This is a genomic window from Aquirufa sp., from assembly GCF_964796385.1.
The window spans coordinates 15,417-28,112 of sequence record NZ_CBAUBA010000007.1 but is presented as its reverse complement, the minus strand read 5'-3'; the positions used below and the strand labels follow the sequence as shown (position 1 = coordinate 28,112).

The window sequence follows — 12,696 nt, the reverse complement described above, 5'->3', positions numbered from 1 at the left end:
GTTAGTTCGATAATTTTGCCAAATTCGCAAAGAAATGTGGAATCGTTTCAATTCCTTTATAAAAATTAAATAAGCCGTAATGCTCGTTTGGCGAATGAATTGCATCCGTATCTAATCCAAATCCCATCAGTATCGACTTCATACCTAATTCCTTCTCAAATAAGGCAACAATAGGAATACTACCCCCTCCACGTGTAGGAACGGGCTCTTTCCCAAACGTCGTCGCTAACGCATCTGATGCCGCTTGAAACGCAATACTATCGGTTGGCATTAAATATGCCTCTCCACCATGGTGTGCTTTAACTGTCACTTTCACCCCTTTTGGCGCAATCGACAAAAAATGCTTCGTAAACAATTGCGTAATTTCTTCAGAACGCTGATTAGGCACTAATCGCATGGAAATTTTTGCATGAGCCATCGATGGCAAAACCGTCTTGGCTCCCTCGCCCGTATACCCACCCCAAATACCATTCACGTCTAAAGTAGGCCGAATTGAAGCACGCTCAATCGATGAATACCCTTTTTCACCATAAACCGTTTGAATCCCTAAATCTTTCTGATACGCATCCAAATCAAATGGGGTCTGTCCCATCGCCGCTCGATCTGCCGCACTCAGATCAAGTACTTCATCATAAAATCCTGGAATAGTGATGCGATTAAATTCATCATGCAGCGAAGCAATCATTTGGCATAAAATATTAATTGGATTCGCAACCGCTCCTCCATATACGCCAGAATGTAAATCACGATTAGGCCCTTGAACCGATACCTCCATGTAACTCAAACCACGTAAACCCACATCGATCGACGGGGTATCATTGGCAATAATGGCCGTATCTGAAATGAGAATAACGTCAGCGGCTAGTAACGCTCTGTTTGAGGAAACGAATAAACCTAGATTATCAGATCCTACTTCTTCTTCACCCTCGATCATAAATTTAACGTTGCAGGTCAACTCACCGCTGGCATGCATCGCCTCGAAGGCTTTGATGTGCATGAAAACTTGACCCTTGTCATCACAAGCACCACGTGCGAAAATTTTCCCGTCTTTAATAATTGGCTCAAATGGGGGATTGTCCCATAAATGTAAGGGATCAGCTGGCTGGACATCGTAATGGCCATAAACCAAAACAGTAGGCGCAGCAGGATCAATCATTTTCTCCCCATAGACAATTGGAAAACCAGCCGTCTCTTCCAAACGCACATGATCAGCTCCTACTTTACGTAAACTTTCAGCGACCCATTCGGCCGTTTGACGAACAGAATCGGCATATGCTGGATCAGCAGAAATGGATGGAAGACGTAAAAATTCTAGTAATTCTGCCAAAAAACGATCGTGATTGGCCTGTATAAAATCTTGTGTATTTTTCATGGGTTGTCGGCGGAATCGAATGTACATTCCATCAACAAATATAAAAAAATAAAATCAAGCTTTACTTTTTAGCGGGGATAAGGTACATACGATTTTCGGTACCTTGAAAAATTCGAACAATGTTCATTCGATGCGTAAAAACAACGAGTACGGCGATGAAAACACCAAAGTAAATTATCGCAGGTTCCACAGGTCCAAAAACACCTAAACTAAGTAAAATCGGAAATAAAATAGAGGCAACCATTGACCCAAGGGATACATAATGAGAGATCCCAAAAACAATTAAAAATATCAAAATACTGGCAATTGCTGCTTCTGGGTGCAAAGCAAGCACCATACCCAAGGTGGTTGCCACACCTTTTCCTCCTTTGAAATTGCAAAATACAGGAAGCAAGTGACCGATGATCGCAAGGAAACCGAAAAATATTTTAAGCATCACACACGTTTGCCAGTCGACCTGGTGCATGTAAAACAAAATAGAAGCTAGACTGGTGGCCAAAAAACCTTTGAGCGCATCAACAAATAACACAATAGAACCTGCTTTTTTGCCTAATACACGAAAGGTATTGGTCGCACCCGCATTTCCACTCCCGTGGAGTCTAATGTCAATGGCATGATACGTATTTCCATACCAAATAGCCGTGGGAATAGATCCTAGTAAATAACTCAATAAAGAAAGACCGGTAATAATTAAAATCATAAATCGGCAATAAAATCGCTATTTAGCGTCAATTCAAATATAGGTTGCTAATCTGCCAAAATCAAATAGTTGAAAAAAGTTCTTGAAAAGTTTAAATTTTGGTCTTTATAATATACTAAAAGTGAAAATTTATCGACCCCATCAAACGAAATAGATCTGGATTACCATGATCCAAGTAACTCAACCGATGGAATGCTTGCAATCTAAAAAGTTTGAAAATATTATCGATTCCGTAACCCACTTCAACAAAAGCTTTTTTAGGATCCAAGGAATCAAAATCGTAGCGATCCAGGTAGCGCGAGTCCATAGGCCGATTAACCTCTTTCATGAGCTCTCGATTTGACGTTCGTTGGCTACCATAAAGCACGTTTGCGCTCGCAATAAACCTCCATTTTAATTTTTTAATGAGGGGTATCCGATTGAAAAATAAACCTTCAAAGTTGTGATTGTATTGCAACGAAGCGAAGCGGTCACTGACAAATTCAAAATAGTTCATGGTGGAAAATGCACTCCGAACAAACATAAATGTCTCATTCCCCAAATGTGGAAATAAGAGCGGCGCAGGAAGATTGGAAGGGGTGTATCCGGCCAATAGCGTGTAATCTGATCGACCGTATTTCCCGAATCTAAACGTTTGGTATGCTTTAATTGTAAATCGCTGATAGTTGAAATCGCCACCTAATAAGCCCCTAAAGCCTTGCTGATACCGAAATGTAAGCACCGGGATGCGGCGGGTAGCCAGCGTGACTTTCTCATTCCCATTTAAAATAAAGGTTTCATTTTTAGCAAAACGTGCCTCTAGTGTAAAAAATGTATAATTATAATGATCCTGCACGGGCGATTCCATTCCTAACTCGGGTTGGAGTCGGTATTGAAAACGGAATAAGGGATCAAAGGAACGCATGTTCATGGAGCCAGTTAACCGAAAACCCCGAATAAATTCAGTGGAAAAAAATGCTTCCGAGTCTCTCCTAAAAAATGCCCCCGAAAATGAACCCCAACGCGTAAATGCATAAAATAATTTATTGTCTCCAATCAGATCTGGGGTTAATCCAACACGCTCTAATTCATAACTATGCTTGATTCCAGCCACCGTCCATTTACTTTTGGAGAATAAATAATTCACCTCCCCTGAATATTTGGGAATCAAATCCTTGGTACCAAAACTGGCGTGCCCTCTAAAAATCCAACTTGAATCAAATAGCGCATTTGTCCGAAAACCCAAGCGCACCCGAGCCCCCTCAACTTGATTCATTGCCAAACCTGAAATGTAGGGCCCCACATCCATATCATTGAACTTACGATAACCACCCAGTACGACATCAGCAATCTCCACGTAGGTTCGCACGGCGGGCACCGACTTCACCGAATCAATCATCGAAAAAGCAACTAAGTCTTGTCGGCTTAGCGACTCATGACGCGCATTTTTCCAGTATGTTGGATTCGCATCCCGCGCATCCTCCGCCACCTCGGATGTTCGATCATAAAAATTTAACGGATGCGGCTTATTGATCACAAAATCTTTATTGGAGATATACATCTTCAACAACATCCCGGCAGAGCCCTTCGAAATTTCCTCAAGATCAATCAAGAAACGTGTCCGCGCTGGCAACCATACGCCATCAGATGTTTGCTCAAGCTCTTGCGAAATCTTTACTTTTTCAATAAAATTAAGGTTGGCCGCTTTCCCCACGGTGGCGTCAATTTGCGTTAAAGCAAAGTGCGTTGTATCAATCCACATTTGACCAGTGTACGTTAAATCTGCGGCGTTTTTGGGTTCAAATTCAATTTGATAACATACCCTTCCTTCTACTTGTACCGTGTCTAGCAAAAAATACTGATACGTTTGCCTCCATTGTTCCCCAATCGGGCTAGCAAAATCCTTACCAAAAAAGCTGATGAAGTTTTGATAAAAATTATAATTCGTCACCAAATTTCCGCCAACAAGTTGGGAAATAAGTCCCCCATCGCCCATGCCCACTCCTTTGATGTTTGTTTTTAAAATATGCTCTCTGCGGCGACGAGGCGATTCGAGGTAATAAAATTTACTGACAGTTTCCGTGATGTAGGTGGGAATCACCAACTTACCATCTTCTCCGGCCTGCTGCTCAAATTTTTTAATTGACGAAGCAATAGCTTGCATCACTTTTTTCCCTTTGAACTTTTCGGAAATATTATCCACATCCAACTCCATTTTCGCGTATGAATCATATTCATAGGCCGAGAGTTGGACCCGATCATTGCGGAATTTCTGTGCCTGAACCGCTCGTAAAATACGAAAAGCAGGATTCTCTCCCGAATACACTTTAACCTCTGATAAATTGGATGAACTGGGATTTACTTGAAAATCTACTTCATTTATGCCGGGAGATTTAGAAACTGATTTGACCCGTCGGGTATACCCCACCATCGAAACAAACAAAGAATCAGCAGCTACGTTAGATTGAAAGGAATAAACCCCTTGAAAATTAGTTTTACCTCCGCTATTCACCCCCTTGATTCCTACAGACGCAAAGGGAATTGGATCTCCCGAATCTGCATCCGTTACTAATCCCTTATAGACAAATTGAGCCTTTACATGGGAAGCGAGGAGTAGAAAAATAAACACTAGCCAACGGCTATTGCGACACAAAATCATCCTGTAGTTATATTTACTAAATTTCAATTTGATCAATGTCCCTCAAAAATCTGGTCATCCAAAACAAATTTTTTGAATTTCTGAAGGGCACGAGCACGATGTGCTATTTGATTTTTTTCGGCCAAACTCAACTCTGCGAAGGTTTTCGTTAGACCTTCTGGAACAAAAATAGGATCATATCCAAATCCATTAGATCCCCGTTGTTCCGCTTCAATATGTCCTTGTATCTCGCCTTCAAATACATAAAATTTACCCTGATGATGCAATGTCAAAATTGTCACAAACCGTGCCTGACGATTAACCGAGCCAGTTAATGCATGCATCAACTTCGCCATATTCGCCGAATCACTTTTGTGCTCACCTGCATAGCGTGCAGAATAAACACCTGGAGCTCCTCTTAAGGCCTCCACTTCCAATCCTGAATCATCCGCCAAACACGTAATTCCTCCAAAATTTTGCGCAATATATTGTGCTTTTTGCCTCGAGTTTTCAGTTAAGGTTTTTCCCGTCTCCGGAATCTCAAAAGCTAAGCCTAAATCAAAAACCGTCCGAAAATCAAAAAGATCTCCTAAGAGATCCTTGATTTCATCTATTTTATGCCTGTTTTGTGTCGCTAAATAAATAATTGGTTTCATTATCCCTAGGGCGCAATAACCGAAATTTCAAAATACAAAGGAGAATAGCCCGGTATCGCCGAGTTCCCTGCTGTACCATAACCCAATGAATATGGAATTATAACGGCTGCTTTCTCCCCAGCACGCATCTTTTTCAATGCCTCTGTAAATCCAGGAATCAAATTATTTTGACTCAAGACAAAAGGGACCGTTGGGGTTCCTAACGTCCCCGACCCAAAAATAGGATTGTAAACAAATGCACCTGATACATCTGAATGAACATAACTGTAAGACAAACGACCCGTGTAATTTACTAAAACAGGCGCATCAGCTGATACAGCAGCACCTGTTGGATTCGCTACTAATTTCTTAAAAACTAGACCGTTACTCAATCTTTCCGGATTTTCAATACCGTATGTTTTTTCAATCAAGGCAATTTGAGCCGCCTCATCTCGAATAGCATCAATTGTTAACTCCAAAACAATGACCGAAAAAGCAGGTACATCACCCAATTGGGAACTCCCAAAAGCCAAAGCTGACGGGATTACAAACAAACCACTTTCCCCTTCATTGAGCAAACTTAAAGGCAAACTAAATAGCGATTGAGATGTATTGACACCCCAAACAAGTGATCGATTAATGTTTTTAGTTCGGGAAGTGGAATCGATTATTTTACCATCCAACAAGCTCATTTTGTAATGAAAAGTAACTAGCTCGCCTACAATTTTAGGTTTTACATCAACTCTTAGAGTAGGGGTTTGATAGTGCAACCCTTCAGGACTCTTTTTCAAGGTTAAATTCTTGAGCTTGATGTATTCTTGAATCTCAACCTCATTCTTATTCGAAGGGTCTTCTGGCGTTTCGAGCGTACAGCTACTAAATAAAACGGAACAGATACATACTAAACCAAAAATATATTTCATCTACTTTATTGAATTTTGGCAACGTAAATTTCAAAAACTAAGGGTGTAAAGCCAGGAATGGTCGTACTCGATCCTTTTTCACCATATCCAAGAGAAGACGGGAAAACGAGAACAGCTCGCTCGCCAAGACGCATCTTGGCAACACCTGCTGAAAAGCCTTTAACCGTCTGCGAACTACCTATCGTCACAGAGAAGCTATCTGTACGCGCCATATTTCCATCAAATGCAATTCCATTTAATAAACGGCCTGTATACTTCAATTTAACTACTTTCCCGGACGCAGGAACGTCACCTGTTCCAGGAGTCAAACTAATGTAGCGTAAGCCATCAGCCGTTCTTTCCTTAACTGTATATTTCTTTGCCGCAATATATTCTTCAATACGATCATTTTGACTGCGAACAGAATAATTCTTTATAACCACCTTCACAGGCGTAAATGCAGGAAGCCCATCAAAAGATTGTGATGTGCCCGGTAAGCCCATAACAGCCTCTTCTCCATCCTTTAGATAGGACATCAAACGCCCAAAAATGGGATTCAAATACCCAAATTGATACACCAAAGGATCCTTTGGACTTTCAATAATCTGACCTGTTAGCAAATTTGAAAGTTCATAGTGCATTTGAAGCGTATCTGCCTTGGAGGCTAGTTCGCCTGTGGAATTTGTTTTAGTCAGCGCGTAATAAGCGCCATTTTCAATCGCAATAGGAGACTGATTTTGTTTCGCAAAAAAAGCTAGAATTTGGGCCTGATTTTCTTTGGCCTTTACTTCATCTGCTAATTCCACATTGGACAAACACGAACTCATCGTCCAAACGGCAAGAATTGCCCAAAACCCTTTTTGAATACTACCTATCATAATCTTTTCTAAACGAAAAAAACATTTCTTTCGTATCAATCAAAATTAAGGGGGAACAAATCTCCCCCTCAACAATTTATTTTTTGCTCAATACTTCAACCTCAAAAACTAAAACTGAATTAGCTGGGATTGGACCACGACCTTGATCACCGTAGGCCATTTGAGAAGGAATAACAAAAACTCCTTTTCCGCCTGCCTTTAATAAAGTTAACGCTTCGTTAAAACCTGGGATCATCTGACCTAAAGGCATTTCTGTATTTGAACCCTTATCAAATTCTTTTCCATCTAAAAATGTGCCACGGTAGTTAACCATCCATGATTCTCCCATTTTAGGCGATGCACCTTGACCTGGCTTTTCAATACTTGCAAGCAATCCTGAAGCCGTTTTTGTAAATTTCTTACCTGATTTAGCCACGTATGCATCAATCATAGCAGGTTGTTGGGCAAGTAGTTTAGCAGCATCTGCTTTCGCTTTCTCTGCTTGGCCAGCCATTTCTTTTTCAAATTCAGCTTTTGATTGAACTTTCAAAATCTTTACCGTATACTTTAAATCAGTCCCCGGCTTCAAGAATGGAGGCAATGGAGCTTGTACTGTTTTCGCCAAGCTATCGATCGGAACCAAAATTGTGGCCGAATCCCCAATAGACAATAAACGAAGTCCATTTTCAAATGTACCCTTAAATGCTCCTGGAGCAGCTTGCGGTGCCTGAACCATCCCTTTTCCTGGTTGGCCATCCTTACGCGTATCCTGCAAAACAGAATCAGCGCCATTTTTGATCACCAAATCAAACGTAATGATGTCCCCATCTTTCAACTTTTTAGCATTGTTGTCATGACTGTGGATTTGAATTTTTACTCCTTCAATTACTTCTACTTTATCCTTGGTACAAGCTGTCATTAAAACAGTAGCAGAAAATAGGACTCCTAAGATTTTACGCATGATTTCGTTGTTTATTTTTATAAATTTTTAACTCGATTAATTTCAGAAAGGTACAAAGGTAACACTTCTAGCAATTTTTCCTTCGCTTCTGTCAAACCGCCAGAAGAAAATCGTCCGCCAGACGCATTTTTATGTCCACCACCCTCAAAATAAGTAGCGGCAAATTGGTTCACTGCAAAAGGCTCAATCGACCGAAAAGATAGCTTTACACCATCTGGACGCTGAATCATACAAATAGACCAAATTGCTCCGGCCAACTGTAAGCCATAATTCACAATGCCTTCCGTGTCACCAGGTTGCGAATGAAATAGTTTTTGATCTTCCTCCGTAATCCACATAAAGGCTAAATGATAATCAGGTAAATATTCCAAGCGGTTTGCCAGCACATGACCCATAAAGCGCAAACGTTGCAAACTCGCCGAATCAAATACCTTGCGATGAACCGCGTTTGTATTCACTCCTATTTTAATCAACGCTGCAACAACTTCGTGCGCATGTGCTGTCGTATTTGGATGTCGGAATGATCCCGTATCCGTCATAATTCCCGAATATAAGCATGACCCCATATCCGTATCAATTAAGGCTTCGTCGCCCCATTCTTGAATCAAATCAAAAATCAACTCACAGGTAGACGCCGCAACTGTCCGATGATAATAATAATCGGCAAAATCCTCCGGATCCAAGTGATGGTCAATAACTACCTTCTGGCAACGAGCCGCTTCGACCCATTTCGCCAAGCCATGCAAACGCTGCATGCCCGAGAAATCAAGGCAAAAAATCCAATCCGCCGACTGTATCAATCCGTCAATTTGAACCTTGTGTAAAATATTTTCAAAATCAAGTATATCAGCAGCGCCAGGCATCCACAATAGATTTGCCGATAACCCGGAAGGAACAACAACAATTGCATCTAAACCCTTCTTAATCAAATACTTCTGCCAGGCTAATGTAGAACCAATGGCATCAGAATCAGGATTAAAATGCGTCGTAATAATAACTTGTTGGCCCGGAACTAAGGCAGCACGTAGTGCAGAAATTGATGACATAAAGTTGGATAAAGTGCTTATGATTTGGGCGTTCGCAAAGTTAAAGATAAATTTGTTGAAAAGTAATAAAAACGAGATGCCAACAAACAGAACTTTTACCATGATTAAACCCGATGCCATTGTAGATGGATTTACGGGACCTATCATTGAACAAATTGAAGCCGCGGGATTTAGAATCGTCGCGATGAAAAAAGTGCACCTGAGCATGGAAGAAGCAGGAAAATTTTATGCAATTCATCAAGAGCGCCCATTTTACGGTGAGCTTTGTGAGCACATGTCTTCCAATCCAATCATTCCCATGGTCTTGGAAAAAGAAAATGCCATAGAAGAGTTTCGAATACTAATCGGAGCAACAGACCCAGCCAAAGCGGCAGAAGGCACAATTCGTAAGCAATTTGCCCGCTCAATAGGATCAAACGCGATTCATGGATCTGATTCGGACGCAAATGCAGCAATCGAAGGAGCTTTCTTCTTTACGCCCAATGAACTTAAATAAGCCTATTTGTGCTTGTAGAATAAAAAACCATTCTCTTCCTTGATCAAAATCAAGTTGGGATGGTACTTGTAGCGATCCTCGGCATTCGTCTTCATCACCAAATAGGTGGGACGATCTGTCGAGGATTGTTTCATTAACTCCTCACCCGACGGACTATACGCCTGCTTTTGAAAATACAGTAGGTGCGCGAAAGATTTGAAGCCAACTGGCTCGATGTAGACCTTTTGACCTACATGCGAAATGTAAAAATCTAGCGGTGTTGCCTGCGTATATCCCTCAATTTTGGGAACGACTATGGCCATGTAAGCCATAATTATACTAACTCCAGCTCCCATCAAACGCATGATATGTTTAAATTGTATTTTTTTTTGCCAAACCGTAACTAACACCACAAGCCCCAAAACCATGCCAATTACAACTTCCCAGCCCTCCCAATAAACGGGAGCTTGTAAATTACCCTGCACAAAAACATCTTTGATATACACGCTGTAAGCGCCTGCATGCATCCCAATCCAAGGGACAAGCGTTAAAACCAAGGCTAAAATTACCCCAACGCAAGTTAGAAAAATCGTATACCCACGCTTCCATGTCCAATCTCCCGTGGACCAATCATGCAAAACGAGCGCAGAGAAATAAGTTAATGGCAACCAGCACATACTCGAGTAATGCACAATTTTAGTCTTGACTAGGCTGAACAAAATCAACACAACCCAAAACAAAACTTGCATCCATTGACTTAAACTAGCTGGTTGATTTCGCGAAAATAACCGCGGACCCGCCCAAATCGAAATGGGAAAACAACCCAAGAGTAAAACAAAAAAATGATAATAAAACGGTTGGCCATGACCGGCATCACCTGTCGTCAACAAGCGTATTTGATAAGCAAAAAAGTCAAGCAAAATTCCCCATCCGAAATGCCAAACAATCAAGGCGTACCACGTGACAAAAAGGGCAATTGCCAGTATTGCGGCCAATATTACCCCGGAAAACAATCGTTTGAAATTGGCAAAAACCTCAGCCCGATGAATCAAAGCAAAAACAAAAATCGTCAACACCCACAGTAAAAGTGCCACGGGGCCTTTGGTCAACATACCTAATCCGATGCATATACCGGCCCAGAAAGCAGGTTGAAAGGAATTGGGATTCGCGTAAAACCGACTTATCAAATAAACGCCCGAAAAAATAAAAAGATTAAATAGCGGATCAATGATACCCGAACTTGCATAAACGTGTGGCGTGATGGCTGCCATGTAGGAAAATGCCCAGAGGTGGCCCATGCGTTCGGACACATGCTTCGACCCGATTCGATAAACGACTAATAAGGTTGCGATGCCAATTATTGCATTTGGAAAGCGAGCAGCAAATTCCATGGACGTCCATGCCGATTCCGTAAATGTGCCAAAAAACTGAAAACTCAACACTTGAAGCCACATGAACAAGGGTGGCTTTTCCCAAAACGGCTGAAAGTTAATTTGTACGCTGAGGTAATCACCGCTGACCAACATCTCACGCGCTGATTCCGCAAAATTAATTTCGTCCCAATCAAATAAATGCGACGCCCCTAAGAAAGGAATAAACACGATTGCCCCAATAATCGACCACATTAAATAGGGTTTACGCATTATGTTTGACATCATTCTCATTTGGTTTATACAGCATAAAATAATACACAAGTGCAGAACTTAAAAAACCAATCCCCGCACCGAATGTGACATCAATCGGAAAATGCTGCATCAGGTAAATCCGTGAATAAGCGACTCCTATGGCCGCAAGTGCCATAAATAGTCCCCAAAGACGCGATTTGCCCAATAAAGCAAACCAAAAAAACATAAACCAAGCTGCGGAAGTATGTCCCGAGGGAAAGCTATTTTGCGTGTGAACGTCCACCCCTGGAACTAGATACCAGGATAAATGTAGGTTAGCAAAATAGGCAATTGGCCGCAAGGCATTCGGGAAAATCAGATGCTTAATTCCTTGAATAATAAGCGTAGAGACGGCATATGAAGTCAAAAAAGGGACAAAAAAAACTCGTTTTCGATTGTAAAAATAGATGGCTAGGGCTATCGGCAAGAAAACCTCAGCGAGTGACGTAAAGAAACGAAACATATAATCCGCCCAAAGTGCATGATGCGAATTCACCCATGTCATTTGATCAAGCCGCGTAGATGATATTAAAACTACCATACATAGACATTCAAAAGCCATAAAGGCTACACTAAACGTCCATAAAGATTTTTTCGACTGGGTCATCTGTTCAAAGGTCGTAAGATTTTATGAAAAAGGTAAGCGTCTTACTTGCTGTTTCCGAAAATTTACCTAATTTTGCATTCCTTTTTTTAGCACAAGCCGTGTCATGAAAGTATTAGAAGCGTACCAGATACCCATAATTTCATTAGAAGATAAAGCGTATCAATACACTTTTAGCGGGAATGATACATTTTTTGCAGCTTTTGAGCAGGATTGGGTAGAGAAAGGCACATTTAATGTGACGGTTGACTTAACGAAGTCGGCCTCAATGATTCAAGTTCAGTTACAGATTACGGGTTCAATAGAATTGACTTGTGACCGATCGCTGGAGCTCTTTGATTATGCACTTGCGGTGAATGAGAAACTTATTTTTAAGTATTCAGACCACAATGAGGACATGGGGGACAATTTATTTTTGTTGGACCGCAAAGAACCCAAATTAAACTTATCGCAAGATATATTTGATTTTATTGCGTTAGAGGTTCCTATGAAGAAATTGCATCCGCGTTTTTTAGTAGAAGGAACGGATACTGAAAGAGATGAATTTATTTACACGACAGATCGTGCGGATGCAAATCAAACGAAGTCGGCAGAGGAAGCAACGGACCCACGCTGGGCTGCACTTCAAAAATTAAAAGATTTAAAATAAAATTAATTAACAAATACGATGGCACATCCTAAACGAAAAATCTCTACTACGCGTCGTGATACGAGAAGAGCGCATGATTTCGGAACTCCTAAGCATTTAGGCGTAGACCCACAAACAGGCGAAACTCACCTGTATCACCGTGCACACGTGCATGAGGGAAATTTATATTACAAAGGTAAAATGATTGTAGAAGGATATTCTGCACGTTAATTTT

The 12,696-nt window shown here is 41.1% G+C and carries 13 protein-coding genes; 3 read left to right on the top strand and 10 right to left on the bottom strand.

The window, feature by feature from the left end; all coding sequences use genetic code 11:
- Position 1: 1 nt before the first annotated feature.
- The 8 genes from AC1W6K_RS03885 to AC1W6K_RS03850 all read right to left on the bottom strand — a co-directional run bounded on the left by AC1W6K_RS03885 (position 2) and on the right by AC1W6K_RS03850 (position 9,090).
- On the bottom strand, positions 2-1,372 hold the full coding sequence (locus AC1W6K_RS03885) for a dipeptidase (protein WP_481946508.1): 1,371 nt from the start codon (positions 1,370-1,372) through the stop codon (positions 2-4).
- Between the two features lie 61 nt (positions 1,373-1,433).
- Positions 1,434-2,072: a glycerol-3-phosphate 1-O-acyltransferase PlsY gene (gene plsY / locus AC1W6K_RS03880; protein ID WP_481722429.1), complete on the bottom strand. Its 639-nt coding sequence runs from the start codon at positions 2,070-2,072 to the stop codon at positions 1,434-1,436.
- A gap of 115 nt (positions 2,073-2,187) precedes the next feature.
- A complete protein-coding gene (locus AC1W6K_RS03875; protein WP_481946507.1) occupies positions 2,188-4,710 on the bottom strand; it encodes a DUF5686 and carboxypeptidase-like regulatory domain-containing protein in 2,523 nt (840 codons plus the stop codon).
- 32 nt (positions 4,711-4,742) lie between these two features.
- On the bottom strand, positions 4,743-5,345 hold the full coding sequence (gene rdgB, locus AC1W6K_RS03870) for an RdgB/HAM1 family non-canonical purine NTP pyrophosphatase (RefSeq protein WP_481946506.1): 603 nt from the start codon (positions 5,343-5,345) through the stop codon (positions 4,743-4,745).
- A gap of 5 nt (positions 5,346-5,350) precedes the next feature.
- Entirely contained in the window at positions 5,351-6,247 is an 897-nt protein-coding gene (locus AC1W6K_RS03865; protein WP_481946505.1) for an FKBP-type peptidyl-prolyl cis-trans isomerase, read from the bottom strand.
- A 5-nt stretch (positions 6,248-6,252) separates the two neighbouring features.
- Positions 6,253-7,104 (bottom strand): FKBP-type peptidyl-prolyl cis-trans isomerase, encoded by an 852-nt coding sequence (locus tag AC1W6K_RS03860; protein ID WP_481722283.1) that lies wholly within the window; start codon positions 7,102-7,104, stop codon positions 6,253-6,255.
- A gap of 76 nt (positions 7,105-7,180) precedes the next feature.
- The gene (locus tag AC1W6K_RS03855) at positions 7,181-8,044 is read right to left on the bottom strand and encodes an FKBP-type peptidyl-prolyl cis-trans isomerase (RefSeq protein ID WP_481946504.1); all 864 of its coding nucleotides are present in this window, start codon (positions 8,042-8,044) and stop codon (positions 7,181-7,183) included.
- Positions 8,045-8,061: 17 nt separating this feature from the next.
- Positions 8,062-9,090 (bottom strand): DHH family phosphoesterase, encoded by a 1,029-nt coding sequence (locus tag AC1W6K_RS03850; protein WP_481946503.1) that lies wholly within the window; start codon positions 9,088-9,090, stop codon positions 8,062-8,064.
- Between the two features lie 76 nt (positions 9,091-9,166).
- On the opposite strand from AC1W6K_RS03850, the gene AC1W6K_RS03845 reads away from it, so the two are divergent.
- Positions 9,167-9,586 (top strand): nucleoside-diphosphate kinase, encoded by a 420-nt coding sequence (locus tag AC1W6K_RS03845; RefSeq protein ID WP_481946554.1) that lies wholly within the window; start codon positions 9,167-9,169, stop codon positions 9,584-9,586.
- 2 nt (positions 9,587-9,588) lie between these two features.
- Here AC1W6K_RS03845 and AC1W6K_RS03840 read toward each other — a convergent pair whose 3' ends face one another.
- Together AC1W6K_RS03840 and AC1W6K_RS03835 are read right to left on the bottom strand one after the other, a co-directional pair.
- Positions 9,589-11,223 (bottom strand): ArnT family glycosyltransferase, encoded by a 1,635-nt coding sequence (locus tag AC1W6K_RS03840; RefSeq protein ID WP_481946502.1) that lies wholly within the window; start codon positions 11,221-11,223, stop codon positions 9,589-9,591.
- Positions 11,201-11,770 carry a phosphatase PAP2 family protein gene (locus AC1W6K_RS03835; protein ID WP_481946501.1) on the bottom strand — a complete coding sequence of 190 codons (570 nt, stop codon included), beginning with the start codon at positions 11,768-11,770 and terminating at the stop codon, positions 11,201-11,203. Before AC1W6K_RS03835 ends, AC1W6K_RS03840 begins: the two co-directional genes overlap by 23 nt.
- A gap of 169 nt (positions 11,771-11,939) precedes the next feature.
- Between AC1W6K_RS03835 and AC1W6K_RS03830 the strand changes: the two genes are divergently transcribed.
- Together AC1W6K_RS03830 and rpmF are read left to right on the top strand one after the other, a co-directional pair.
- The gene (locus tag AC1W6K_RS03830; RefSeq protein WP_481946500.1) at positions 11,940-12,482 is read left to right on the top strand and encodes a YceD family protein; all 543 of its coding nucleotides are present in this window, start codon (positions 11,940-11,942) and stop codon (positions 12,480-12,482) included.
- A gap of 18 nt (positions 12,483-12,500) precedes the next feature.
- Positions 12,501-12,692 (top strand): 50S ribosomal protein L32, encoded by a 192-nt coding sequence (gene rpmF / locus AC1W6K_RS03825; RefSeq protein ID WP_315577081.1) that lies wholly within the window; start codon positions 12,501-12,503, stop codon positions 12,690-12,692.
- The last annotated feature ends 4 nt before the right edge of the window (positions 12,693-12,696 follow it).

What these genes read in the sequence shown, in the direction of transcription:
- AC1W6K_RS03865 (WP_481946505.1), bottom strand. Translation starts at nt 6,247, where the DNA reads ATGAAATATATTTTTGGTTTAGTATGTATCTGTTCCGTTTTATTTAGT.
- AC1W6K_RS03885 (WP_481946508.1), bottom strand. Translation starts at nt 1,372, where the DNA reads ATGAAAAATACACAAGATTTTATACAGGCCAATCACGATCGTTTTTTG.
- plsY (WP_481722429.1), bottom strand. Translation starts at nt 2,072, where the DNA reads ATGATTTTAATTATTACCGGTCTTTCTTTATTGAGTTATTTACTAGGA.
- AC1W6K_RS03835 (WP_481946501.1), bottom strand. Translation starts at nt 11,770, where the DNA reads ATGGTAGTTTTAATATCATCTACGCGGCTTGATCAAATGACATGGGTG.
- AC1W6K_RS03875 (WP_481946507.1), bottom strand. Translation starts at nt 4,710, where the DNA reads ATGATTTTGTGTCGCAATAGCCGTTGGCTAGTGTTTATTTTTCTACTC.
- AC1W6K_RS03830 (WP_481946500.1), top strand. Translation starts at nt 11,940, where the DNA reads ATGAAAGTATTAGAAGCGTACCAGATACCCATAATTTCATTAGAAGAT.
- AC1W6K_RS03860 (WP_481722283.1), bottom strand. Translation starts at nt 7,104, where the DNA reads ATGATAGGTAGTATTCAAAAAGGGTTTTGGGCAATTCTTGCCGTTTGG.
- AC1W6K_RS03845 (WP_481946554.1), top strand. Translation starts at nt 9,167, where the DNA reads ATGCCAACAAACAGAACTTTTACCATGATTAAACCCGATGCCATTGTA.
- AC1W6K_RS03840 (WP_481946502.1), bottom strand. Translation starts at nt 11,223, where the DNA reads ATGATGTCAAACATAATGCGTAAACCCTATTTAATGTGGTCGATTATT.
- rpmF (WP_315577081.1), top strand. Translation starts at nt 12,501, where the DNA reads ATGGCACATCCTAAACGAAAAATCTCTACTACGCGTCGTGATACGAGA.
- AC1W6K_RS03855 (WP_481946504.1), bottom strand. Translation starts at nt 8,044, where the DNA reads ATGCGTAAAATCTTAGGAGTCCTATTTTCTGCTACTGTTTTAATGACA.
- AC1W6K_RS03850 (WP_481946503.1), bottom strand. Translation starts at nt 9,090, where the DNA reads ATGTCATCAATTTCTGCACTACGTGCTGCCTTAGTTCCGGGCCAACAA.
- rdgB (WP_481946506.1), bottom strand. Translation starts at nt 5,345, where the DNA reads ATGAAACCAATTATTTATTTAGCGACACAAAACAGGCATAAAATAGAT.